At 56.7% G+C, this 25335-nt stretch carries 24 protein-coding genes; 4 read left to right on the top strand and 20 right to left on the bottom strand.

Annotation, left to right across the window (positions count from 1 at the left end; all coding sequences use genetic code 11):
- Positions 1-35: 35 nt before the first annotated feature.
- Positions 36-2627 carry a hypothetical protein gene (locus CP97_RS09540; RefSeq protein ID WP_048885744.1) on the top strand — a complete coding sequence of 864 codons (2592 nt, stop codon included), beginning with the start codon at positions 36-38 and terminating at the stop codon, positions 2625-2627.
- 22 nt (positions 2628-2649) lie between these two features.
- On the opposite strand, the gene CP97_RS09535 is transcribed toward CP97_RS09540, so the two are convergent.
- From CP97_RS09535 to ndhC, 19 genes are all read right to left on the bottom strand, one after another.
- Entirely contained in the window at positions 2650-2940 is a 291-nt protein-coding gene (locus tag CP97_RS09535; RefSeq protein WP_048885743.1) for a DUF1467 family protein, read from the bottom strand.
- A complete protein-coding gene (locus CP97_RS09530; RefSeq protein ID WP_048885742.1) occupies positions 2937-4604 on the bottom strand; it encodes a ribonuclease J in 1668 nt (555 codons plus the stop codon). Before CP97_RS09530 ends, CP97_RS09535 begins: the two co-directional genes overlap by 4 nt.
- Positions 4601-5380 (bottom strand): type III pantothenate kinase, encoded by a 780-nt coding sequence (locus CP97_RS09525; RefSeq protein WP_048885741.1) that lies wholly within the window; start codon positions 5378-5380, stop codon positions 4601-4603. The genes CP97_RS09530 and CP97_RS09525 overlap by 4 nt, the downstream gene beginning before the upstream one ends.
- Entirely contained in the window at positions 5380-6120 is a 741-nt protein-coding gene (locus CP97_RS09520; RefSeq protein ID WP_048885740.1) for a biotin--[acetyl-CoA-carboxylase] ligase, read from the bottom strand. Before CP97_RS09520 ends, CP97_RS09525 begins: the two co-directional genes overlap by 1 nt.
- Positions 6121-6131: 11 nt before the next feature.
- A complete protein-coding gene (nuoN, locus tag CP97_RS09515; protein WP_048885739.1) occupies positions 6132-7595 on the bottom strand; it encodes an NADH-quinone oxidoreductase subunit NuoN in 1464 nt (487 codons plus the stop codon).
- Entirely contained in the window at positions 7595-9136 is a 1542-nt protein-coding gene (locus CP97_RS09510) for an NADH-quinone oxidoreductase subunit M (protein ID WP_048885738.1), read from the bottom strand. The genes nuoN and CP97_RS09510 overlap by 1 nt, the downstream gene beginning before the upstream one ends.
- Complete coding sequence (gene nuoL, locus CP97_RS09505) at positions 9136-11127, bottom strand: NADH-quinone oxidoreductase subunit L (RefSeq protein ID WP_048885737.1); 1992 nt, start codon at positions 11125-11127, stop codon at positions 9136-9138. The genes CP97_RS09510 and nuoL overlap by 1 nt, the downstream gene beginning before the upstream one ends.
- 3 nt (positions 11128-11130) lie before the next feature.
- Positions 11131-11433 carry an NADH-quinone oxidoreductase subunit NuoK gene (nuoK, locus tag CP97_RS09500; RefSeq protein WP_048886902.1) on the bottom strand — a complete coding sequence of 101 codons (303 nt, stop codon included), beginning with the start codon at positions 11431-11433 and terminating at the stop codon, positions 11131-11133.
- A gap of 14 nt (positions 11434-11447) precedes the next feature.
- Positions 11448-12011, bottom strand: a complete 564-nt coding sequence (locus CP97_RS09495) for an NADH-quinone oxidoreductase subunit J (protein WP_048886901.1) — start codon at positions 12009-12011, stop codon at positions 11448-11450.
- A gap of 84 nt (positions 12012-12095) precedes the next feature.
- Positions 12096-12581, bottom strand: a complete 486-nt coding sequence (gene nuoI, locus CP97_RS09490; RefSeq protein WP_048885736.1) for an NADH-quinone oxidoreductase subunit NuoI — start codon at positions 12579-12581, stop codon at positions 12096-12098.
- Positions 12578-13636 (bottom strand): NADH-quinone oxidoreductase subunit NuoH, encoded by a 1059-nt coding sequence (gene nuoH / locus CP97_RS09485; protein WP_048885735.1) that lies wholly within the window; start codon positions 13634-13636, stop codon positions 12578-12580. The genes nuoI and nuoH overlap by 4 nt, the downstream gene beginning before the upstream one ends.
- Complete coding sequence (gene nuoG / locus CP97_RS09480) at positions 13633-15645, bottom strand: NADH-quinone oxidoreductase subunit NuoG (protein ID WP_048885734.1); 2013 nt, start codon at positions 15643-15645, stop codon at positions 13633-13635. Before nuoG ends, nuoH begins: the two co-directional genes overlap by 4 nt.
- A gap of 160 nt (positions 15646-15805) precedes the next feature.
- On the bottom strand, positions 15806-17098 hold the full coding sequence (gene nuoF, locus CP97_RS09475; RefSeq protein WP_048885733.1) for an NADH-quinone oxidoreductase subunit NuoF: 1293 nt from the start codon (positions 17096-17098) through the stop codon (positions 15806-15808).
- Positions 17099-17260: 162 nt separating this feature from the next.
- A complete protein-coding gene (locus CP97_RS16370) occupies positions 17261-17401 on the bottom strand; it encodes a hypothetical protein (protein WP_169807763.1) in 141 nt (46 codons plus the stop codon).
- On the bottom strand, positions 17401-18069 hold the full coding sequence (nuoE, locus tag CP97_RS09470; RefSeq protein ID WP_048885732.1) for an NADH-quinone oxidoreductase subunit NuoE: 669 nt from the start codon (positions 18067-18069) through the stop codon (positions 17401-17403). The genes CP97_RS16370 and nuoE overlap by 1 nt, the downstream gene beginning before the upstream one ends.
- Positions 18070-18108: 39 nt before the next feature.
- Positions 18109-19323: an NADH-quinone oxidoreductase subunit D gene (locus tag CP97_RS09465; protein ID WP_048885731.1), complete on the bottom strand. Its 1215-nt coding sequence runs from the start codon at positions 19321-19323 to the stop codon at positions 18109-18111.
- Positions 19320-20177 (bottom strand): NADH-quinone oxidoreductase subunit C, encoded by an 858-nt coding sequence (locus CP97_RS09460; RefSeq protein ID WP_048885730.1) that lies wholly within the window; start codon positions 20175-20177, stop codon positions 19320-19322. The genes CP97_RS09465 and CP97_RS09460 overlap by 4 nt, the downstream gene beginning before the upstream one ends.
- Positions 20174-20722 carry a NuoB/complex I 20 kDa subunit family protein gene (locus CP97_RS09455; protein ID WP_048885729.1) on the bottom strand — a complete coding sequence of 183 codons (549 nt, stop codon included), beginning with the start codon at positions 20720-20722 and terminating at the stop codon, positions 20174-20176. The genes CP97_RS09460 and CP97_RS09455 overlap by 4 nt, the downstream gene beginning before the upstream one ends.
- The gene (gene ndhC / locus CP97_RS09450; RefSeq protein ID WP_048885728.1) at positions 20713-21087 is read right to left on the bottom strand and encodes an NADH-quinone oxidoreductase subunit A; all 375 of its coding nucleotides are present in this window, start codon (positions 21085-21087) and stop codon (positions 20713-20715) included. The genes CP97_RS09455 and ndhC overlap by 10 nt, the downstream gene beginning before the upstream one ends.
- 510 nt (positions 21088-21597) lie before the next feature.
- Between ndhC and CP97_RS09445 the strand changes: the two genes are divergently transcribed.
- Together CP97_RS09445 and CP97_RS09440 are read left to right on the top strand one after the other, a co-directional pair.
- Positions 21598-22794 (top strand): acetyl-CoA C-acyltransferase, encoded by a 1197-nt coding sequence (locus CP97_RS09445; RefSeq protein ID WP_048886900.1) that lies wholly within the window; start codon positions 21598-21600, stop codon positions 22792-22794.
- Between the two features lie 62 nt (positions 22795-22856).
- Positions 22857-23234: a hypothetical protein gene (locus tag CP97_RS09440; RefSeq protein WP_149036454.1), complete on the top strand. Its 378-nt coding sequence runs from the start codon at positions 22857-22859 to the stop codon at positions 23232-23234.
- Positions 23235-23298: 64 nt separating this feature from the next.
- Here the strand turns inward: CP97_RS09440 and CP97_RS09435 are convergent, their stop codons facing one another.
- Positions 23299-23793, bottom strand: coding sequence for an SH3 domain-containing protein (locus CP97_RS09435; protein ID WP_048885725.1), 495 nt, complete (start codon positions 23791-23793; stop codon positions 23299-23301).
- Between the two features lie 126 nt (positions 23794-23919).
- Between CP97_RS09435 and CP97_RS09430 the strand changes: the two genes are divergently transcribed.
- The gene (locus tag CP97_RS09430; protein ID WP_048885724.1) at positions 23920-25230 is read left to right on the top strand and encodes an ammonium transporter; all 1311 of its coding nucleotides are present in this window, start codon (positions 23920-23922) and stop codon (positions 25228-25230) included.
- The last annotated feature ends 105 nt before the right edge of the window (positions 25231-25335 follow it).

The following is a 25335-nucleotide window of genomic DNA, read 5'->3' as shown; positions in this document are numbered from 1 at the left end:
GTTTCAAGCCCTTTGCATTGTGTTAATGAAATCGAATGACACGCCGCCGAAATCTCATGTCGCTTGGTGACGGAAATGAAACTCTGACTGCGCCGACATTCGGGCAGGACGAGCATGATGCCGACATCGTAAATGTAGCCGAGCCCGCGTCTTTGGAAGAAGGCGCGCATGAGGAAGAGTTTTGGGAGAAAGAGGCGCCTTCACGCCCGCGTGGGCTGTGGATCGTGCCAACATTTGCAGCTCTGGCCATCTTGGGGTGGACGGGTTTTTTCGGATGGGTCCATTTAGCTGAGATCACGGCAGGAGCTTCGGCGGAGCAATGGTCGCAGTGGATCGTCAATTGGTCGGTGCCTGTTTTGCTGGTCATTGGCCTATGGATGCTCGCAATGCGCAACAGTCGCCGGGAAGCAAATCGGTTTACCGACGCTGCACGGGCCCTTTCGTATGAATCGGCGCAGCTTGAAACGCGTCTGGTCGTCGTCAATCGTGAACTGAGCCTCGCCCGTGAATTTATCGCCTCGCAATCGCGCGATCTTGAAACGCTGGGCCGTGTGGCGGCAGAGCGCCTATCGAGCCATGCGGATCACCTTCAGGCTCTTGTTAAAGACAATAGCGCGCAGGTAGAGTTGATCGGTGTGGTCAGCGATAATGCAGTCCATAATATGGAGCATTTGCGCGACCAACTGCCAGTTCTGACCAATGCAGCGCGCGATATGAGCAATCAGATCGGCAATGCCGGAAATGTTGCGCACCAGCAGATCAGCGCACTTGTCGATGGATTTGATCGCCTCAACCAGTTTGGCGAAATCGGCGAAAGACACGTCACGCAGATCGGGGAAAAGGTCTCCGCCACGCTCACCTCGTTCGATCATCAGGTAGCTGCCCTTGGCGACGTTACGCAGGCGCGTTTTGGCAAGCTTCGCGAAGTGAGCGAAGCCTTCCGCACCGATATGGTCAAATCCGAAGATGCGGCGCTTGCCTCTCTGCAATTGCGCGCAGACGAACTGGCCACCACCCTCAAGGAGCGCAATGATCAGCAACGCGAAGCCGAAGATGCTGCTATCGCTGCCATGCAGGATCGTCTTGCGGCATTGACCGTGCAAGGGGACCAATTGCTCGTCAATCTGGACGAAGAGCGCGTACAGATGACGGGCGTGTGGACACAGGCCATTGCCGGGCTGGAGGCGCGCATGGGCGAAGCACTGGATCACATTTCACATGCTGATGAGAAGGCGATGGAAGGCGCCCGCCAGCGGCTCGCTGCATTGTCTGAAGAAGCCGGCCTGGTGGATGCCAGAATAACTGGCGGTCTGGCTGCATTCGACAGTGAACTGGAACGCAGAAGGGAAGAAATTGCTTCCCGTGAAGCCCGTGAATTGGCCGAGCTCGACACTCGCATCTCGGACTTTGACAAGCGTATGGCTGAACGCAAGGTGGAGTATGCCAACACCCTCGCCGTCCTCGCAGAACGGAGCGAAGGCCTTTTCGGGCGGGTGAGCGAGATTGACGACAATATGCGTCGCCTTGCCCGTGAAGGTGAAGACACACATGGCATGCTGGGCGAGGCAGCGGATGAATTCGCTGATCGTCTCGCACAGAGCCGTGCGGCTCTTGAAGAAAACTCCGGCCGTATTGCGAAATTGACCGATGATGGGGTTCGCCTGCTCGAGATTATCCGTTCCGGCGGGGAATATTCAGAAAGCACACTGGCCAATTCCATCGATCACGCAGAAGCAAAGCTTGCCAGTTTCATGCAGGAAGCGGTCAGCCTGAAAGGCCTTGTCGAAGATGCAGAGGCGCGGGGCGAAACACTGGCTGCGCATGTTGGTGCGGCGAATGAGACAAGCTCCTCCACGCTCGGTCATCTGCAAGCGCTTGAGTTGCAAATCGGGACCGTGACGGCCGAAAGCGAAAAGCTTGCCGAACGTACTGGCAACGAATTGCGGGAGGCCCTGCAATTGCTGTCCGGCTCCGCATCAGAGGCACTAGACAGCCTTCGCGAAAATCAGCAAGAAGTGATTGAAGAGATTGCTGGAAAAATATCCGAACAGAGCCGCGACCGCGTAGCCGAGGCAATCAAGGCAGATACGCAGGCAGCCATCGCTGAACTTGACGATGCAATTTCGCAAGCTGCCGCAAGGGGCCATGAGACTACTACGGCCCTGCGCGATCAACTTGCACGGGTGAATGAATTGGCGGCCAATCTGGAACAGCGCATTTCCTATGCGCGCGAGCGTGCAGAAGAGAATGTCGATGGAGATTTTTCCCGCCGCATCGCACTCATCACAGAGGCACTCAATTCCTCTTCCATCGACATTGCCAAGGCCTTCGATAACGAAGTCTCCGATACGCAATGGATGCAATACTTACGTGGAGACCGCGGCATTTTCACGCGGAGTGCCGTGCGCATGCTCGACCGTCAGGATTCACGGGCGGTAGCCGATATCTATGGCGAAGACAGCGATTTCCGCGAAACGGTCAATCGTTTTATCCATGATTTTGAGTCCATGCTACGCGAGGTATTGTCTACCCGCGATGGCAATGCGCTGGCGGTTACGCTGCTCTCGAGTGACGCGGGTAAGCTCTATGTAGCATTGGCACAGGCAATTGACAGGCTGCGTGCCTAAGCACTGGCGGTCTAGCCTTTTCTCAATTGTCTTCAGGTCCATAACCCGGTGGGGTGCCGAAGATGTTTATGTCTTCGATTGTCACCCAACCTTCCAGATAATTGGCGATATACAACGCAGATAACAAAGCGGCGATGGCGGTCGCGCGCAAAACCAGCCTGCCAGGGCGGAAATTGACAGGAGCACTATCAGCCTGACCGGGGACCTTTTCCGCCCCGACTTCGTCAGCGGTTCGCACCCCAAATGGTAGCAGCAGGAATGCGCTCATTACCCAGAATAGCGCGTAGATCGCGACGATCGATGTAATTTTCATGATTCCGCCCGGTTGTCATCGCCCAGCATAATCACGCGCGTTTGCGGTTTCTTGCCAGACCAGCGCTGGGCCGCCCGACGGGCAGCAAGTCGCGCAGCTTCATGTATTGCGGCGGGATCATCCTTGCGGCCCTTGCGCAGCTTCATCAGCGCCTCGACCACATCGGCCTGTGCCTCGGCAACAAAATCGGGATAATCTTCATCCAGCGGCAGGCCGACAGCGTCAATCTCTACTCCGCCCTGGCCGTCAAGCACAACGATCAGCAAACCATCGCGCGACAGGCGTCGTCGCATGGTTACAGCATCGCCATTGGCGGGCACGATAATGTCTCCATCAAGAACGAGCCGCCCGGTGTGAACTTCGGCCAGCTTCTCCGGCTTTCCCGGGGCAAGACGAATAATATCGCCATTCTTCTGCACAATGGCCTGCGGGATACCGCTTAAACGGCCCACCCTGCCCTGTTCCTGCATATGGCGCATCTCACCATGCACGGGCACAAGAATTTCAGGTTGCAACCAACCGTAAAGGGCTTCGAGTTCAGGTCGCCCTGGATGTCCAGAAACGTGGATTTCGCTCTGCCGGTCGCTGACCATCACGATGCCGCGTTCGGCAAGCATGTTCTGGATGCGGCCGATGGCAAGATCATTCCCCGGAATGACGCGGCTTGAAAACAGTACCACATCACCAGACACCAGCGACAAGGGATGTTTGTCCTCTGCTATCCGGCTGAGGGCTGCACGCGGTTCGCCCTGTCCGCCTGTTGCAAGGATCATGATCTGGCCGCGCGGTATATCCATCGCCTCGTCGAAATTTACCGTTCCGGGGAAGTTCTGCAAATAGCCATTGTCCTTGGCGACCTCGATAATGCGATCGAGAGACCGTCCCGCAACACACAGCTGCCGCCCCGTTTCGCGTGCGACTTCGCCTAATGTCTGTAGCCGCGCCACATTGGAGGCAAACGTCGTGACAAGCACACGTTTGCCACCATGCTTGCGCACTTCTTCCAGTAATCCGCGATGGACGGCGCCTTCGCTTCCCGATGGCATGGGATTGAATACATTGGTGGAATCGCAAACTAGCGCGAGAACGCCTTCATCGCCGATCTCGATCAGCTCTTGCTCCGTCGTCGGTTCGCCAATGATCGGCTCATCGTCGAGCTTCCAGTCGCCAGTGTGGAAAACGCGGCCATATGGTGTTTCGATCAACAGGGCGTTACCCTCTGCGATGGAATGCGCCAGCGGGAGATAGGTGATACCGAAAGGCCCGATATCAAAGCTGCCGTGATCGTCATTGATGACGTTCAGTTCGACAGAGCGGGTCAGCCCAGCCTCGTCCAGCTTGCGTCGAATCAGGTCGGCGGTGAATGGTGTTGCATATAACGGCACACCCAGTTCGGTCGCGAAATAGGGGATCGCGCCTATGTGGTCCTCATGCGCATGGGTCAGCACGATGGCGAGGAGATCCTTGGCTCGCTCTTCAATGAATTCAGGATCGGCGAACATAAGCTCGGTGCCCGGATATTCATTGCTGCCAAAGCTCATGCCAAGGTCCACCATCAGCCACTTGCCCTGACAGCCGTAAAGATTGACATTCATGCCGATCTCGCCCGACCCTCCAAGAGCAAGAAACAGCAGTTCATCCTGCGGAGTATAATTTTTCTTCATTGTGTTCCTGCACGATCGGCCAGAATCTGGAGACCGCGTATAGTAAGATCGGCGTCAATCACGTCAAAGATGTCGGTTTTCTCATCAAACAATATGGCGAGCCCACCGGTTGCGACAACCTTTACCGGACGACCTATTTGGGCCTTCATCCGATCGATGAGGCCTTCCATCATCGCGACATAGCCCCAGAACACTCCGATAAGCATCTGCTCCTCGGTATTGCGGCCGATTACGCTACTCCCTTTTGGCGCGCGAATGGCAATGCGCGGGAGCTTTGCAGTCTTGCCGACAAGCGCATCAAGCGAAAGGTTTATCCCAGGGGCGATAATGCCGCCCTTATACGCACCATTATAATCAATCGCCTCGAATTTTGTTGCGGTACCGAAATCGACCACGATCATATCCCCGCCCACAAGTTCATGCGCAGCGATGCAATTAAGCGCGCGGTCTGCACCGAGCGTGTGAGGCTGTTCCACATCAATTTCGAAATCCCATGCCACCTCCCCCTGACCGGCAAACAACGGATCGATATCGAAATATTTCTTGGCCAGAACCGACAGATTGTGTTCTGCGCGCGGAACTACTGAAGAATAGATAATACGCTTGATGGCACTGCGTTCTATGCCTTCCATCGCCAGCAATTGCGTAAGCCAGGTGGCGTATTCATCACCTGTCCGCCGGGGATCGCTGGCAATACGCCAGCGGCCGCGGATCTCCGACCCATCGAACAGGGCGAATACGATATTGGTGTTTCCGACATCGACTGCGAGCAGCATTATGCCATCTCCTCATCATCGTCCCAAAGCAGCGACACATCGCCTGCATGAACGACTTGTTCCTGGCTATCAATCGGCTGAATACGCAGGCCGCAATCAGGCGTGATACCCCGATAGTAACCTTGCAATACCTTACCGTCAGACCCAGTCACGCGCAGCCGATCATTGAACCGGTGGCTGCGGATCGCCCATTCCAGCGCGGTATGGGAGAGTGATTGAGCACGCCACTCGGCCAGACGTTTTGCGAAGTGACCGGCCAGCATGTTGAGAAGCTCTCCCGGACCGCTTTCGAATTTGTTATTCTCGCAGACGATATCGGTTGTCTTTCGCCCTGAAATAGCGGGCGCGTGGCTGACATTAATGCCAATCCCGACGACGACGCAGTCGTCTTGCCGTTCAAGCAATATGCCGGCGATCTTTTCACCTCGGATCAAGAGATCATTAGGCCATTTCAGCAGCATCACCGTGTGATCAGACAAGCAGCGTCTCACACAATCATAAACGGCCAAACCGGCGACCATGGAGAGTGTTGCAGCTGAATGGTCAGACGGGCGCAGAATTACCAGAGTGCTGCAATGCAGATTGCCCATCGGGCTTTGCCATTCGCGCCCCAAACGGCCCCGTCCTCTGGTCTGTCGCTCAGCACGCAGCCAGTCGCCTTCGTTCAGCCTGTTGCCATTACGCAGGCGTTCCAGAATATCTGCATTGGTACTGCCGGTCTCTGATACAGTTTCGATCAAGATGCGCCGCCTTAGGCGGGAAGCGCCAACGATGCCGCCGCCATATCAGCCAGACCGCCAAGCCATCCGATCAACAGATATCCCAGCGGCGATACAATGACCGCGCAGATCAACAGCAGCGCCCAGTGCGCGGTGTCACCCTCGCCCTTTACGGTATCGATCGGATCGTCGAAGAACATGACTTTGACGATCTTGATATAGTAGAACGCACTTATCACACTGGCGGCAATGCCGATGGCGGCAAGCGCCAGCAGGTCTGCTTCCACGGCTGCCTGGAAAACCACGAACTTGCCCCAGAAGCCGAACAGCGGCGGAATACCGGCGAGGCTGAACATCAGCGCCATGAGGCTCCATGCTATGGCTGGCCGCGTGGTCGAAAGACCCGCAAGATCGGAAACGCCCTCAAGCTGGTTCCCGTCAGCATCGCGCAGCAACAAGACAGCCACAAAGCTGCCGATTGTCATCACGACATAGATAGCGAGATAGACCATCATCCCGCTGGCACCAGCAGCCGTTCCAGCAGCCAGACCGATTAGGATGAAGCCGATGTTGTTGATGGACGAATACGCCAGCAATCGCTTGAGATTGGCCTGACCAATGGCCCCCAGGGCGCCGATTACGATGGAAAGGAGGGCTGCTGCAATCACCACCTGACGCCATGCATCAAGCTGCGTGCCAAAGGCCTCCAACGCAATTCTGGCCAATAGCGCCACGGCTGCGACCTTGGGTGCGCTGGCAAAGAACATAGTAACCGGTGTCGGCGCGCCCTCGTAAACATCAGGGGTCCACATATGGAACGGAGCGGCGCTAATCTTGAAGGCCAGTCCGGCCAGAACGAAGATCAGCCCGAACAGCATGCCAGTGCCAAGATCACCAGAAACCGCCACAGCGATGCCGGCGAAATTGGTTGTCCCGGCAAAGCCATAGATCAAGCTCATCCCGAATAGCAGAATTCCTGAAGCAAGTGCGCCGAGAACGAAGTATTTGAGGCCAGCTTCTACAGAACGCTCATCATCGCGCAGGAAAGCGGCAAGCACATAGGCCGAGAGTGAGTTCAGCTCGAGACCCATATACAGGGTGAGCAAATCATTGGCCGAAACCATGATGCTCATTCCCAAGGTAGCGAACAGTATCAGAATGGCATATTCGGCACGCATCGCACCGATCTTCCCGAAGAAGCGCGGGGCAACGATGAGCGCAGCGCCGGATGCCGCATAGATCATCAGCTTTGCGAGGCCGGCGAAGGCATCCGCACGGAATAGCCCGCCAAAGGCGAGCGTGTCCGGGCCGCTTGCTCCAGCACATACCGATGGCGCGACAATTGCAAAGGCACCGCCCAGGGCAACGGCGCAGCAGATGGAGATAATGCTCGAAAGCTTGTCCCCGACCCAGGCCGCCAAAAGCAGCATTGCCAACCCTGTAAGGGTCAGGACAATTTCAGGTGCGATGAGGCTCAGGGAAGATGAATAGTCCATCAGTGGGCCTCCCCATGTGCTGCATGGTCCGCATCAACATCTCTCGCAACAGGCTCTCCGATTACGAGATGCGCGTCACTATCCGGCGCCGCTTCTGTAAGGCGCGCATCTAGCAAGGCGATGTCAGCTCGCATCGGCGCAAGGAAGCTTTCTGGATAGACACCCATCCACAATACGGCCGCTGCAATGGGGCCAAGCAAGAGATATTCCCGCATGGATAGATCGGGCATCGCAGCTGCGTCTGCATTGACCTGCGGCCCGAAGGCGACGCGGCGATAGAGGTAAAGCATGTATGCAGCGCCCAGGATAATGCCGGTGGTGCAGACAAAGGCGACCCAGCTGTTGATTTGGTAGATACCGGCAAGCGCAAGGAACTCACCGATAAAATTGCTTGTTCCCGGCAGACCAACGCTGGCCATGGTGAAAAGCATGAAAACTGCCGCATAGGCAGGCATGTTGACCGAAAGGCCGCCATATCGTGCGATTTCGCGCGTATGCAGACGGTCATAAATAACGCCCACACAAAGGAACAGCGCGCCAGATACAAGGCCGTGGCCCAGCATGATCATCATCGCGCCCTCGATGCCTTGCACATTGAATGCGAACAGGCCGACAGTCACAATACCCATATGCGCGACCGATGAATAGGCGATCAGCTTCTTCATATCATGCTGCACAAGCGCGATGAGGCTGGTGACGACAACGGCCACCATTGACAGGCCCCAGATCAACCAGACGAACTGCGCACTGGCATCGGGGAACATCGGCAGGCTGAAACGGATAAAGCCATATCCGCCCAGTTTCAGCAATACGCCCGCCAATATGACAGAGCCGGCAGTAGGCGCCTGCACGTGGGCATCCGGTAGCCAGGTGTGGACCGGCCACATGGGCATCTTCACTGCGAAGCTGGCGAAGAAAGCCAGCCACAGCCAGGTTTGCGCTTCAGGAGCGAAGTCATATTCCATCAGCTGCGGAATGGATGTCGTGCCCGCATCATTCACCATCCACAGCATCGCAATCAGCATCAGGACCGATCCGAGCAGGGTATAGAGGAAGAATTTGTAGCTGGCGTAAATACGGTTATCGCCGCCCCATATCCCGATGATGAGATACATGGGAATCAGCCCCGCTTCGAAGAAAATATAGAACAGGAACATGTCCTGAGCGGCAAACACCCCGATCATCAGCACTTCCATGAAGAGGAAGGCGGCCATATATTCGCCCACGCGCTTCGTGATCGCATTCCAGCTGGCGCCGATGCAGATAGGCATAAGGAAGACGCTGAGCATGATCAGCATCAGCGCGATACCATCAATCCCCAGTGCATAGGCAAAATCCCCGAAGATAGGGCTGTATTCCTGGAACTGCCATTGCGCGCCGCCAATATCGTAGTTGAGCCACATCACCACGCCGAGCACGAGGTTGATCAGCGTGGCTACAAGCGCAACCATGCGAGCGGACCTGGCATCAAGAAACAGGCAGGCGATGGCACCGATAAGCGGCACGGCCAACATCAACGAAAGAATAGGAAAGCTACCCATCAGAACAGCACCCAGGTGATGGCGGCAACAAGACCAATAAGCATGATGAGGGCGTAACTCGTGAGATAGCCGGACTGGAATTTCTTGGCGAGGACAGAACCTTGCGAGACGGCCCATGCCGCCCCGTTGGGGCCGAAGCGGTCGATGATGCCTTCATCACCGCGCTTCCAGAACAGGCGGCCAAGCCAGAAGGCAGGCTTCACGAAGATCAGATTGTAGAGCTCGTCGAAATACCACTTATTATAGACGAACTTGTAAATCGGACCGAGCTGTTCGGCGGTTTCGGCAGGAAGCGAAGGCTTGCGGATATAGGCATACCATGCGCCAATAAAGCCGAGCACCATAACGATGAATGCGGCATATTTCACCAATATCGGAACTTCATGCATCGCATGCATCAGCTCTGCATTGAAAGCGATGCTTCCGGCCCAGAAGCCCGCGTCATCCAGAAACGCCTCGTGGAAAATCTGGCCAGCGAAGACTGCGCCCAGGCTTAACAGGCCAAGCGGCACAAGCATGGATAGCGGGCTCTCGTGCGGATGATAGCCACCGGTGGTATCAGCCCCCGCCTCTTCAGGCGTCTTGTGAACCGAATGCTGGATATGTTCGCTCTCGATCCAGCGGGGTTTGCCCCAGAAAGTGAGGAACATCAGGCGCCAGCTGTAAAAACTCGTGAGCAACGCAGCGATAGTGCCAAGCCAGAAAGCCATATTGGAATATTCACCGCCAGCTGCATAGGCGACCTCCAGAATGGCGTCTTTCGACCAGAAGCCGGCAAAGCCTGCACCAACATGATAAATGCCGACGCCCGTAATCGCCAGCGTTCCGATTAACATGGCCCAGAACGTAAAAGGAATCTGCTTCCGCAGACCGCCGTAATATCGCATGTCCTGCTCATGATGCATGGCGTGGATTACCGAGCCTGCACCGAGGAACAACAGCGCCTTGAAAAAAGCGTGCGTGAAAAGGTGGAACATCGCCGCACCATAGGCGCCGACACCCGCTGCAAAGAACATATAACCCAGCTGGGAGCAGGTGGAATAGGCGATAACGCGCTTGATATCCCACTGGGTGGTACCGATCGTGGCAGCGAAAAAGCAGGTTGCTGCACCGATCACGGTGACAAAGGCCAGCGCAGCGGGAGCTGCCTCGAACATGGGGGAAAGGCGGCACACCATGAACACGCCTGCCGTCACCATCGTGGCAGCATGGATAAGCGCGGATACGGGCGTGGGCCCCTCCATCGCATCCGGCAACCATGTGTGCAGACCAAGCTGCGCCGATTTGCCCATCGCGCCGATGAACAGCAGCAGGCACAGAATCGTCATTGTATCGAGCCGCATGCCCATGAAACCGATTGAGCTTGCCCCTTCCATTGCCGGGGCAGCCGCGAGGATTTCGGGGATGCTGGTCGTCTGAAACACCAGGAAAGTGCCGAAGATACCAAGCATGAAGCCCAGATCACCTACGCGGTTGACCACGAATGCCTTGATCGCCGCGGCATTGGCAGATGGTTTTTTGAACCAGAAACCGATCAGCAAATAGCTGGCGAGGCCCACGCCTTCCCATCCGAAAAACATCTGAACGAGGTTGTTTGCCGTCACCAGCATCAGCATGGCAAAGGTAAACAGGCTGAGATAGGCGAAGAAGCGCGGTTGATCCGGATCTTCATCCATATAGCCCCAGCTATAAAGATGGACGAGTGAAGACACGCTGGTGATCACCACCAGCATTATGGCGGTCAGGGTGTCGACCCGCAGTGCCCAGTCGAATGTCAGCGCCCCCGATTCCACCCATTTCATGACTGGAACGACGCTCGCCGTTTCGCTGCCATTGAGGAAACCGATGAACAGCGGCCAGCTCAATGCGCAAGCGAGAAACAGGCCACCCGTCGTTACCAGCTTGGACGCGAAATTGCCGAGCATTCGATTGCCCAGCCCCGCGATGATCGCCGCCAGCAGGGGTGCGAAAACGATAATGAGGATGTTCAAGGTCTAACCTTTCATCCGGTTGACATCGTCCACCGCGATCGTGCCGCGCGAACGGAAATAAATGACGAGGATAGCGAGGCCAATTGCCGCTTCGCCAGCGGCGACGGTCAACACGAACATGGCAAATACCTGCCCGGTTAAATCGCCAAGAAAGGCGCTGAATGCGACGAGATTGATATTCACCGCCAGCAGGAGCAATTCAATCGCCATGAGGACGACGATGATGTTCTTGCGGTTCATGAAAATGCCGAGCACGCCCAGCACGAACAGGATAGAGCTGACGACGATGTAATGCTCGATACCGATGCCTGAAAGTTCGGTCACAGTTCGACCCCCTTGCCCACTTCGGGTTTGACGTTGACGGTCGCCTCATCCGGGCGGCGGGCGTTTTGCTTGGCGATATTCTGATGTCCGCGGGAGGAACGCTGTTCGCGGTGGGTCAGCACAATCGCGCCGACCATGGCGACCAGCAGGATGATCCCTGCCACTTCGAACAGGAACAGATATTGCCCGTAGAGCATCGCCCCGATGCTCTCCACATTGCTTTGACCCAGCAGCGGTGCGGCATCGCCCATTGGCGTGCCAAGTTCCAGTTTGCCTGCGCGATAGGCACCGATGCCCAGCACCAGTTCGGCCAGCAGGATCAGTGCAATGGCGAAGCCCAAGGGCGCATTCTTCATAAAACCGGCGCGTAATTCCGCAAAATCGATGTTGAGCATCATCACGACAAACAAGAACAATACCGCGACCGCGCCAACGTAAACGACGATCAGCAGCATCGCGAGAAACTCTGCCCCGACAAGCACCATAAGGCCCGCCGCGTTGAAGAAAGCCATGATCAACCAGAGCACGGAATGCACTGGATTACGCGCCAGCACCGTCATCGCGGCGGACGCGATAACAAGGGCAGCAAACAGATAGAAGGCAAAGACAATCAAGTGAAGTCCCCGTTGAGTCTCGCGGCGCGGTTAGCGGTAGGGGGCGTCGGCTTCAAGGTTAGCGGCGATCGCCCGCTCCCACTTGTCCCCGTTCGCCAGCAATTTAGCTTTGTCATAGAGCAGTTCTTCGCGTGTTTCGGTGGCATATTCGAAGTTCGGCCCTTCGACCACGGCATCCACCGGGCAGGCTTCCTGACAGAAGCCGCAATAGATGCACTTGGTCATGTCGATATCGTATCGCGTGGTGCGGCGGCTGCCGTCTTCACGCGGTTCGCTTTCTATGGTGATCGCCTGCGCCGGACACACCGCCTCACACAGCTTGCAGGCAATGCACCGCTCCTCCCCATTGGGGTAGCGCCGGAGCACATGCTCACCACGAAAACGGGGACTGAGCGGGTTTTTCTCATGCGGGTAATTGATTGTCACCTTGGGCTTGAAGAAATACTTCAGCGTAAGCGCGTGGGCCTTGAGAAACTCCCACAAGGTGAAGCTCTTGATGAGTTGGGCAGCGGTCATGCCGCACCTCCGTAACGAGTAAGCATCAACCAACCGGAGATTGCGACCACGAAAATCAGGCTCATCGGCAGGAATACTTTCCAGCCAAGCCGCATCAATTGGTCATAACGATAGCGCGGAACCGTCGCCATCACCCAGCTGAACATGAAGAAGAAAAAGAATGTTTTGGCAAGGAACCAGACGAATCCTGGAATGTCGAACCACGGGATCAGGTCTATATCGAGCGGTGGCAGCCACCCGCCGAAGAACAGCAAGGTGTTGAGGCTGCACATCAGCAGGATATTGGCATATTCACCCAGCCAGAAAAGCGCGAAGCTCATCGAAGAATATTCCGTCTGATAACCGGCAACCAGCTCACTTTCTGCCTCGGTCAGATCGAAGGGGACGCGCTGCGTTTCAGCCAAGCTGGAAATGAAGAACATCACCCACATCGGGAAGAGCAGCAGGTTGAAGTAATAGCCGTTGACGATGCCCAGTCCGTGTCCGCGCTGCGCCTCAACAATCTCGCTCAGATTGAAGGAGCCTGCGTATAGTACCACGCATACAAGAATGAAGCCGATCGACACCTCATAAGATATCATTTGCGCGGCAGCGCGCATGGCGGAAAAGAACGGATATTTTGAATTACTCGCCCAGCCCGCCATCGTGATGCCGTAAACCGAGAGGGAACTGATCGCCAGAATGTACAGCAGGCCGACATTGATGTCCGCAAGCACGACGCCTGCGTCGAACGGGATCACAGCCCATGCGACGAGGGCCACGGTAAAGGTAATGATCGGCGCAAGAAGGAAGATGCCCTTGTTCGCCGCGCTGGGGATGATGGTTTCCTGCAGGAAGACCTTCAACCCGTCGGCAAAGCTCTGCAGCAAACCGAAGGGCCCGACCACATTGGGCCCGCGCCGCAAATTGATGGCCGCCCAGACCTTGCGATCGACATAAATGATCATCGCCACGGCTAGCATCAGTGGCAGAGCAATCAGCAGGATGCCTGCAATACTGCCGACAAAAAGCGCCCAGCCTTCTGTCATGCCAAGGGAGGTGAAGAATTCGGTCATTCCGCCGCCTCCTGCAGCACTTCCTCATGCAGTAGTTCAACCGAACACCGTTGCATCACATCGCTGGCGCGGGCGATGGGGTTGGTGAGGTAGAAATCCTTGACCGGATAAGCATTGATCGTACCCGATGGTGCTGCTCCGATAGGAGCGGATGGCATTGCGCCGAAATTCGCAATCTGGCCTTCTTCGCCCAAGGCAGGCACGTCTGCCACCATTGCGGCGCGCAATTGATCGTAATTATCGAAGCCCACGGTGACGCCCAGCGCATCTGCCAATGCGCGCAGGATCGTCCAGTCTTCGCGCGCGTCACCTGGCGCGAAGATCGCTTTGTCGGCCATCTGCACGCGCCCTTCCGTATTCACATAGGTACCGGGCTTTTCGGTATAAGCGCTGGCGGGCAGGATGATATCCGCCGCATGCGCGCCCTTGTCGCCGTGATGGCCGATATAGACCTTCAAGGCTTCAGGGAACTGGCCGAAATCAATCTCATCGGCGCCCAGCGCAAGGACCACCTTGGGCTTGGCAGCAAGGATATCCGCCATACCGCCACTCTGCGCAAAGCCGAGCATCAGCGCCCCCATACGAGCCGCCGAGAGGTGCAATACGTTGAAACCGTTCCAACCGTCTTTCACCATGCCGAAATCATGCGCAATCCGCAGTGCTGAACCATGCGCACCAGCAGCCAGACCTGCCCCGCCGATGATGACGGCAGGCCGTTCCGCCCCGTTTAGTGCATCCTGCACATGGCTGGGCAAATTACCGAGAATTCCGATTTCTTCCCCGAGAAACTCTGCCGGATAGGTCGTTTCCCATTCGGGACCTACAATGAACAATTTCGCACCGCTCTTGGCTGCCTTGCGCAGACGGACATTCACCAGTGGCGCTTCCCAGCGCACATGGCTGCCGATGATAAGGATAGCATCCGCCTCCTCGATCTTGGCAAATGTGCTGTTGAAATTGGCGCCCGCGAGGCTGGACACATCGTAGTCCATACCGGTCTGACGGCTTTCGACAAGGGCCGAACCGCTCGCCTTGAGAAGCGTCTTGGCAGCAAACATCGTTTCGCAATCGACCATGTCGCCCGCGATCGCGGCAATGGCCTTGCCGGGCTTGGCCTTGGCAATCTTTGCGAACGCTTCGTCCCAACTTGCTGTCTCGAGCTTGCCACGACGGCGGATGAAAACCTTATCGAGACGGCGGCGCGTCAGGCCATCGACCTGGTAGCGCGCCTTGTCGGAAATCCATTCCTCGTTCACATCATCATTGATGCGGGGCAATACACGCAACACTTCGCGGCCGCGGCTGTCGATACGGATGTTGGAGCCGACCGCATCGGACACGTCGATGCCAAGCGTTTTCTTCAATTCCCACGGACGCGATTCATACGCATATGGCCCGCTGGTGAGCGCGCCGACCGGGCACAGGTCGATCACGTTGGCGGACAATTCGTGCTTAGCCGCCTGTTCGAGATATGTTGTGATCTGCATGTCTTCGCCACGATACAGCGCACCGATTTCATCGACGCCGGCGATTTCTTCGGAAAAGCGGACGCAGCGTGTGCAATGGATGCACCGCGTCATAATCGTCTTGATCAGCGGCCCCATGTATTTTTCGGTCACGGCACGCTTGTTTTCATCATAGCGGCTGCCGCCCCGGCCATACATCATGGCCTGGTCCTGCAAATCACATTCGCCGCCCTGATCGCAGATCGGACAATCGAGCGGGTGGTTGATCAGAAGGAATTCCATCACGCCTTCGCGCGCGGTCTTTACCATTTCGCTATCGGTACGTATTTCCTGTCCATCAGTCGCGGGCAATGCACAAGATGCCTGCGGTTTGGGCGGCCCCGGCTTAACTTCCACGAGGCACATGCGGCAATTGCCAGCGATGCTGAGACGCTCGTGATAACAGAAACGCGGGATTTCCTTGCCGGCAAGCTCACACGCCTGCAGCACGGTGGCGCCTCCGGGAACCTCGATTTCCTGACCGTCTACGGTGACTTTAGGCATTAGACCCTACCTTGGATTGTTGGTGCAGGCCGACCAGTCGTGGCGTAATGGCTGCGGCTCCACAGTCCATCGGCGGCCATCTGGCGAAAGAAAGACGTTGGCATCGTCAAGGTCGGCTCACCAAGAAAACCAGCGCCGCCTAGATTGTAAAGCGAACGCATCACTCCGCTGCCTCCTGCAAACCGCCTTCGCGTTCGGCGATGCGGCGTTCCAGTTCTGGGCGGAAATGCTTAAGCAAGCCCTGGATTGGCCAAGCGGCGGCGTCACCCAGTGCGCAGATCGTGTGGCCTTCCACCTGCTTGGTGACCTGATAGAGCATATCGATCTCTTCAGATGAACTTTCACCCACGCGCAGCCGTTCCATCACGCGCCACATCCAGCCTGTACCTTCGCGGCACGGCGTGCATTGGCCGCAGCTTTCATGCTTGTAGAAATAGGAGATGCGGCTGATGGCGCGCACGATATCGGTGGATTTGTCCATCACGATAACGCCCGCCGTACCAAGACCGGAGCCAAGTTCTTTCAGCCCGTCAAAATCCATATGCGCCGTGCGGATCTGCTCTCCCGGCACCAGCGGAACGGATGATCCACCGGGGATAACAGCCAGCAGATTATCCCAACCACCGCGAATACCGCCGCAATGCTTCTCGATCAGCTCCTCAAAGGTGATGCTCATGGCCTCTTCGACCACGCAAGGCTTATTCACATGGCCGCTGATCTGGAAGAGCTTGGTGCCCTTATTCCCTTCACGCCCGAAGCTGGAAAACCAGTTTGCACCACGCCGCAGGATGGTGGGGACCACTGCGATACTTTCAACATTATTGACCGTTGTGGGGCAACCATAAAGCCCAGCACCTGCGGGGAATGGCGGTTTAAGCCGTGGCTGGCCCTTCTTGCCTTCCAGGCTTTCGATCATCGCGGTTTCTTCACCGCAGATATAGGCGCCAGCGCCGCGGTGCATGAAAACGTCGAAATCATAGCCTGATCCACTGGCATTCTTGCCGATCAGACCTGCGCCATAAGCTTCGTCAATTGCAGCCTGCAAGGTCTCAGCCTCGCGGATATATTCGCCGCGAATGTAGATATAGGCCGCCCTCGCCCGCATGGCGAAACCGGCGACCAGTGCGCCTTCGATCAGCTTGTGCGGATCATGGCGAATAATCTCACGGTCCTTGCAGCTGCCCGGCTCCGATTCATCGGCATTGATGACAAGAAAGGACGGACGACCATCCTTGCTTTCCTTGGGCATGAAAGACCATTTCATGCCGGTCGGGAAACCTGCACCGCCGCGGCCACGCAGGCCGGATGCCTTAATTTCCTCGATGATATTGTCTTGCCCGCGCTCGATAAGCGCCTTCGTATCATCCCAGTCTCCACGCTTTTCGGCAGATTTCAGGTCCCAGCCCTGAAAACCGTAGAGATTGGTGAAGATGCGGTCCTTGTCAGCGAGCATTATAAAAACCTCTGGATGCCAAGCGCATCGCACATCCTGCATTAAGTCTGGAAGGTGCTCCCCACGCAGAAGCCCTTTTCGCTGTCGGATCGAATGCGAATGCCACGATCAGCCCGATAAGGAGGCCAAAAACCGGAAGAACATCGATCACATCATTAGACATCACGTCAGCCCTCCAAAGGTCCAGATCGCGGCCGCTGCGAGGATCACGACGAGCGCTACAGTCTTGACGATTCCCTTGAGCACCTTCCACGCAATCACGACGAGGACCAGCGCGATGAGGATGGGGAAGATCTGGTCCATTACCAGTCTTTCCGATAATCATGGTTCGCGTCGACCATTTCATTGAGCGTCGTCGGTCCGCCAGTAGGCTCCGACGTGTGACGGCCAGGCTCTTGCGTGCCACTCCTGGGCTGCTCACCTGCAGCCAGCGCATCAAGCACTGTATCGAGGCGTTCTGGCGTCAAATCCTCATAATTGTCGTCGTTGATCTGGACCATCGGCGCGGTGGCGCAATTGCCCATGCATTCCACTTCCGTAAGGGTCCACAAACCGTCTTCGGAAACCTTGCCCTTGGCCATGCCGCGCTTGGCACAGGTTTCAAACAAACTGTCCGATCCGCGTAGCATGCAGGGCGTTGTGCCGCACACTTGCACATGGAATTTGCCAACAGGAACAAGGTTATACATAAAATAGAATGTTGCGACTTCAAGCACACGGATCACCGGCATGTCGAGATATGCGGCTACATATTCGATCACTGGCAGCGGCAGCCAGCCCTGCGTTTCAGTTTCTTCACCGACCTGGCGCTGCGCCAGGTCAAGCAGCGGCATCACCGCGCTTTTCTGGCGGCCTTCGGGATATTTGGCAATGTGCCTGTCCGCCGTAGCCTTATTGGCATCGGTAAAGGCAAACCCTTCCCAGCGTGCGCGCAGTTCCGGTGTATCGGGGGCGAGATGTCTAGCGGCCATTCGATTGACCTTTTCGATTGGAAATTAAGGTCATGCCGATCACCGGTCACACTCCCCGAACACAACGTCAATAGCGCCCAGAATGGCGGTCGCGTCAGGCAGCATGTGGCCCTTGGTCATCATATCCATAGCCTGCAGATGCGAGAACGCAGTCGGGCGGATTTTGCAGCGATAGGGTTTGTTGGACCCATCGCTCACCAGATAGACGCCAAATTCACCCTTGGGGCTTTCTGTCGCAACATACACTTCACCCGCAGGCACGCGGAAACCTTCGGTATAGAGCTTGAAGTGGTGAATCAGCGCTTCCATCGACTGCTTCATTTCGGCGCGCTTGGGCGGTGCAACCTTGCGGTCTTCGGTCGCGATCGGGCCTTCGGGCATCTCGGCAAGACACTGCTTGATGATGCGGGCTGACTGATACACTTCTTCGCAGCGGACCATGAAGCGATCATAGCAATCCGAATTGGTGCCGACGGGAATTTCAAAGTCCATCCGATCATACACATCATAAGGCTGCGATTTGCGAAGGTCCCACGCAATACCGGCGGCGCGGATCATCGGGCCGGAAAAGCCCCATGCAATCGCATCCTCTTTTGATACATGCGCGATATCGACATTGCGCTGTTTGAAGATGCGGTTGTCTTGCACCAGGCTCATAGCATCGCCGAAAAGTTCAGGCAGACGGCCATCAACCCAATCGCCAATATCAGTGAGCAGCTTTAGCGGCACATCCTGATGCACGCCGCCGGGGCGGAAATAGGCGCTGTGCATGCGTGCGCCCGAAGCACGTTCAAAGAAGTTGAGACAATCCTCGCGCAGTTCAAACACCCACAGGTTGGGCGTCATCGCGCCCACATCCATCACATGCGCGCCGATGTTGAGCATGTGATTGCAGATGCGCGTCAGCTCCGCAAACAGCACGCGCAGATATTGCGCGCGAATGGGAACCTCTACATTGAGCAGCTTTTCTATAGCGAGAACATAGCTGTATTCCTGCGCCAGCGGGGAGCAGTAATCAAGCCGGTCGAAATAGGGCAGCGCCTGGAGATAGGTCTTGTATTCGATCAGCTTCTCGGTGCCGCGATGCAGCAGGCCGACGTGCGGATCGACGCGTTCCACGATTTCGCCATCCAGTTCCATCACCATGCGCAGCACGCCATGCGCAGCCGGATGCTGGGGACCGAAGTTGATCGTGTAGTTGCTGATGGGTTCGCCGGTGGTGGTCGGCGATTCTTCGAGTTGCAAGCCGCTCATTCGCCGCTCTCCTTCTCGTCAGGCTCCGTCGCGCCTTTTGTGTCGCGGCCGCTTGCCTCGCGCTCTTCACGGTCTTTCCGGTCCTCTGTAGGATCGGGCGCGCCTGCATCTTCTACGCCGGAATCCTTTTCCGCCGGCGCAGCGTCACTAACTTTTTCAGCTGCCTTGGCATCAGTTTTCGCACCGGCTCCGGTCTCGGATGCCTTTTCTGTTGTCTTGGGGTCATCGACTGGCGGAGAATCCGCCTTTTCATCGCCCGGAAGCACATAATCCGCACCTTCCCAGGGCGACATGAAATCGAATGTACGGAAATCCTGCGCCAGTTCGACAGGCTCATACACAACGCGGCGTTCCTCTTCGGAATATCGCAGCTCGGTATACCCCGTCAGCGGGAAATCCTTACGGAAAGGATGCCCTTCAAAACCGTAATCCGTGAGAATGCGACGAAGATCGCTATTGCCTTCAAATATCACGCCGTAGAGATCGAAGACCTCGCGCTCCAGCCAGCCTGCGACGGGCCAAAGCGTGGTGACCGTGGGAACAGGCGTCGCCTCATCGGTGGAAACCTTCACCATCACGCGGTGATTTTCCGTCAGACTCAGCAGCATGTAAACCACTTCAAACCGTTCAGCACGGCCCGGATAATCGACCCCCGCGATCTCGACGAGCTGCTGATAGGCGTGATCGTCGCGCAGCAGGCGCAGCGCGTCTTCGATATTTTCGCGCTTTACCGTGAGAATGATCTCGCCATGATCTTCCAGCGAATCCAGCAGCATCGAGCCAAGCGCCTTCGCTAGCGCATCGAGCCTGCCTTCATTGGATGCGATTCTTGGGGCGGAGTGCAGAACGCTCATCGTTCGATTGTCCCCACGCGGCGGATCTTGCGCTGCAATTGCATCACGCCGTAGAGCAGCGCCTCTGCCGTGGGAGGGCAGCCGGGAATGTAGATATCGACCGGCACAATCCGGTCACAGCCGCGCACCACAGAATAGCTGTAATGGTAATAGCCACCCCCATTGGCGCAACTGCCCATGCTGATGACGTATTTGGGGTCTGACATCTGATCGTAAACGCGGCGCAATGCCGGGGCCATCTTGTTGCACAGCGTTCCTGCCACGATCATCACGTCAGACTGACGCGGGGAAGCGCGCGGAGCGACGCCGAACCGCTCCATGTCATAGCGCGGCATATTGACATGGATCATCTCAACAGCGCAGCAGGCGAGACCGAAGGTCATCCACCACAGGCTGCCGGTGCGTGCCCATTGGAACAAATCTTCTGTGCTGGTGACGAGGAAGCCCTTGTCATTCACCTCAGACTGAAGCGCGTTGAAATAGTCCGCATCGGGCTGCTTAACTTCACCCGGGCGGGCGGCGGGGATGGGGTCGTTCACTCCCATTCCAGGGCTCCCTTTTTCCAGGCATAGGCAAGTCCGATGGCGAGTTCTCCAAGGAAGATCACCATGGTGAGCCAACCGGCCCAGCCGGTCAGATCAAGCGTAACGGCCCACGGAAACAGAAACGCTGCTTCGAGGTCGAAAATGATGAACAGAATCGCGATCAGGTAAAAGCGCACGTCGAACTGGCTGCGCGGATCCTCGAAAGCGGGAAAGCCGCATTCATACTCGGATAGCTTTGCCGCATTGGGATTGTGGCTCCCCGTCAGGCGCGACACGCCCATGGGTAGCAGCACAAATGCCGTCGACAAGGCCGCAGCGATGCCTAAAAACAGCAAGATCGGAAGGTATTCAGTGAGATCGACCAAGGTGGACTCGGAATTGCTGATGGGTTGGCCGCGCGTCTAGGCAATGCCCCGCCATCATGCAAGGCAACTAACGGCCAATTTCCGACTGTTGCCCTGTGCTTTCCCCCAGTTGCGGCCTGCGCTTATGCGAACTTCGCAAAATTTGCCGCTACTGCAGGATTCTGCCCTTCCCGCAAATGTCGCATTGGCCATCTCCAATATTATGGAGAACACCTATTTAGCGCGCTGAAAAATAGCCCCTACTTGGGAGAGTAAACAACGTCTCGCAATTATTCAAATTTTGCGCAGATATTCTATCGCTCTCTTCATGTAAGAATTGTTGATTTACCTATCTATCAAGAATGCAATAATTTTACGCTCTAATGGCAATACTTGGTTTATCAAAGTTTACATAACGACACGTAATAACAACCTTCCCTCCCCTCTCCATGAGGCATTTGCCAAGCGCGGGTGCGCGGCGTATTGCAATTGGAAAGTCGATATACCCACATCCAGAGGACCAAGCTTCATATGCCTAAGTTCAACGAATCCGATCCCGTCGTCATCCTTTCTTATGCGCGCACCCCGATGGGCGCGATGCAGGGCGCATTGGCTGACGTTGCTGCAACCGATCTGGGTGCAACAGCTGTTAAGGCCGCGATCGAACGTGCTGGCGTTGCTGGCGAAGACGTTGATCGTGTTTACATGGGCTGTGTACTTCCCGCCGGCCTTGGTCAGGCCCCGGCGCGCCAGGTGGCGATAAAATCAGGTCTGCCGCTCAGTGCGCAGGCGACCACGGTCAACAAGGTTTGCGGCAGTGGTATGCAAACCGTCATCATGGGGGCAGAGGCGCTGGCAACCGGCACGATCGATACGATCGTTGCGGGCGGCATGGAAAGCATGACCAACGCCCCATACTTGCTCAAGAAGCATCGCTCTGGCGCGCGTATCGGACATGATACAGCTTATGACCACATGTTCCTCGACGGGCTGGAAGATGCCTATGAAGAAGGCCGCGCCATGGGCACTTTCGCGCAGGAGATGGCTGACAAATATCAGCTGACCCGCGAGCAGATGGATAATTACTCCATCACTTCCCTCGAACGCGCCAATGCAGCGATTAATAGTGGAGCGTTCGCTGATGAGCTGGTTCCGGTAACTTATTCCACACGTCGTGGCGATGTGACAGTCGATACGGATGAATCGCCGTCTAAAGGCCGACCAGACAAGATCCCGACGCTACGTCCCGCTTTCGCCAAGGATGGCACGATAACCGCTGCGACGTCGTCCTCTATCTCCGATGGCGCTGCGGCTGTAGTGCTGACGCGCAAAAGCGTGGCTGATGCAAAGGGTCTTACGCCTGTCGCGACCATCATTGGCCTCACTGCACATGCTCAGGCCCCTGAAGAATTCACCATCGCCCCTGTCGGTGCGATCGAGAAGCTACTCGAACAGACCGGCTGGAGCGTGGATGATGTGGATTTGTGGGAAGTGAATGAAGCATTTGCCTGCGTCACCATGTTCGCCATGCAGGACATCGGCATCTCGCATGACAAGATCAATATCAATGGCGGCGGCACCGCACTGGGCCACCCGATCGGTGCCAGCGGAACACGCATCATCGTAACGCTTCTCAATGCGCTGAAACAGCAGGGAAAGAAACGCGGCATCGCTTCATTGTGCATCGGCGGCGGTGAAGCAACGGCCGTAGCCGTCGAACTGGCCTGAGGAACACGAGACGCTTCCCAAGCATTTGACAAACAGTGCACATCAAGAATCAGGACGACATCATGAAGAAGATCATCGCAATCGCCGCAGCTTTCACCATGGCTGCCTGCGGCGGAAACGAGGCTGAAACGCCCGTAGAAGCCGAAGTTGAAACAGCGCCGACCTTGGCAGTCAGCGAATATGCCGGCACTTATTCGGGCACGAGTGAAGATGGCAGCAGCTGGGCCTCGACACTGGCAGCAGACGGTACCTTTGAAGACACGCAGGATGGCGAAGTCGTCCGCGTGGGCACGTGGACCGATGGCGCCGACGGCTTGTGCTTCAACGTCGAAGGCGAAACTGCTCCGGAATGTTATGAGATGGGCGAAATCCAGGCAGATGGCACTGTCGAATCAACAGGCCCGGATGGCGAGACTTTCATCATGAACAAATCCAGCTGATCTCAATTCATATCGTATAAAAAGGGCGGCCTGCGAGTCGCCCTTTTTCGTGCTGAGCAGCGATCTAGGGTTCGCCCGCGCCCCATAGCCTGTCTTGCGCCACCCAGCCACGATGCCAACCAGCCATCCGTTCGACACTGAATTCGCACCAGCTTTCGATGCATTCCCCCAAGACCCCGACGACGCCCGGTTCCAAAGTCCAGCGCATCGGCGCGCTTTCAGAGCCGCTTTCATGCATGGTGGCGAGATCTTCTCCGATGACAATCGCGGTGCGTTGCCGGCTGAGCAGGCTACTGAATATCCACCCTTCGGTGCCATCCGGCTCCCGAACCATGCGCCAGCCCTGATAAGACCGGAGCACTTTCACAGGCAAACCGCGCCTCTCATACACCCACTTTATCGGATAGCGTTCGCTTGCCCCTGCCCGCATATTTGCCTGATCGGCAGAGATGCTTGCCCAATAGGGCAGATCCACATCCTGCGCCCTCGCAGGCGTAGACATGGCAAGCGTGGCAATTCCGCAAAAAAAAGACAGGACAAGGGTGAGAAGTCGCGACATAGCATGCTGTCTTAGGACCGGTGATGGATTCGCCGCAACAGGCTTTGCCCGTCTTGCCCCCACGAGAGTTTCCCGCCACTACGGGGGACGCAACCCCACCGCAAGGGGGCCAGAGGGGGCACATTGATGTTACGCAAAGCCGGCTTATCACTGACCGTTATCGTCGCCGGAGCAAGCCTCCCGCATTCCCTGTTCGCCGCAAGCATGACCAATATTGCACGCAATGACACTGGCGACACGGCCTGGGTCGTCACTGCGAGCGCACTGATATTGCTGATGGGCTTCCCAGGTCTCGGTCTATTTTATGGCGGGCTGGTGCGCGCAAAAAACTTCCTCTCGGTCTTGTTGCAAATAGGCGCGGTTGCGGGCCTTGCTTCGGTTCTGTGGATCATGGTCGGCTACACGCTCGCCTTCGGGGACAGTGTTGGCGGTTTTATCGGCAATGGTGCAAAATGGATGCTGATCAACTTGACGATACTGCGCGAAGGCATGGCGCTGCCCGAGAGCACATTTGCATTGTTCCATATGACATTTGCCGCGATCACGCCCGCATTCATGGTCGGCGCATGGGTTGGCCGCGCACGGTTTGGCTGGGTGCTCGTCTTCACCGGTTTATGGGGGCTGCTGGTCTATGCGCCGGTGGCACATTGGATCTGGGGCGGCGGTTGGTTGGGCCAGCTGGGCGTCACCGATTTTGCGGGCGGCCTTGTCGTTCATTGCACAGCTGGCGTTTCGGCGCTGGTTATCGCCCTGCTTCTGGGTAAGCGCCAAGGCTTTCCCGGCCCTGCCCTTCTGCCCCATGCGCCGGGCATGTCCTTGTTGGGTGCAATGCTTTTATGGGTAGGATGGTTCGGCTTCAATGGCGGCAGCGCGCTGACCGCAACGGACGATGCCTCCACCGCGATAATCAATACGCATGTCGCAGCAGCAAGCGCTGCGCTGGTGTGGCTGATGATCGAGAAGATTGTTGTCGGCAAGCCATCCACTGCGGGATTTGCCACGGGCGCCATAGCGGGTCTTGTCACGATTACCCCGGCAGCAGGCTTCATCGCGCCGGGTGCGGCAATCATGCTGGGCGTCGCAGGTGCTGCCGGCTGCTACTGGATGATCACGCTGATAAAGCGCCGCATGAAAATTGACGATTCACTCAATGTCTTTGCAGTTCACGGCGTGGGCGGCATTCTGGGTTCGTTATTGCTCGGCATATTCATGGCGCCAGAATTTGGCGGCACCGGCTTTGCTGATGGCATCGGCATTGGAGGCATGGTCGGCGTGCAGGCAATAGGCATTGCTGTCACTGCCGTTTTCAGTGCAGTGGTTACGGCTGTGATCGCGGTTGGCGTAAGCCTCTTTATCCCGATGCGGGTGAATGAGGATGATGAACTGCAGGGCCTCGATATAGCCAGCCATGGTGAGCGTAGCTGGCAAATCGACTAGAGTCTCCAGGCCGGGAATGATGATTACTGCGCGCCCATCACCGATTTACGCCCCGCCGCGCGGGAAGCGCAGCGGGTTCAACAATATTCGCGGAAACGCCAGCAC

It is taken from the genome of Aurantiacibacter atlanticus (assembly GCF_001077815.2).
Lineage (GTDB): Bacteria > Pseudomonadota > Alphaproteobacteria > Sphingomonadales > Sphingomonadaceae > Alteraurantiacibacter > Alteraurantiacibacter atlanticus.
Note: the sequence above shows the minus strand (reverse complement) of the source record. Positions and strands in the feature narration are given on the sequence as shown.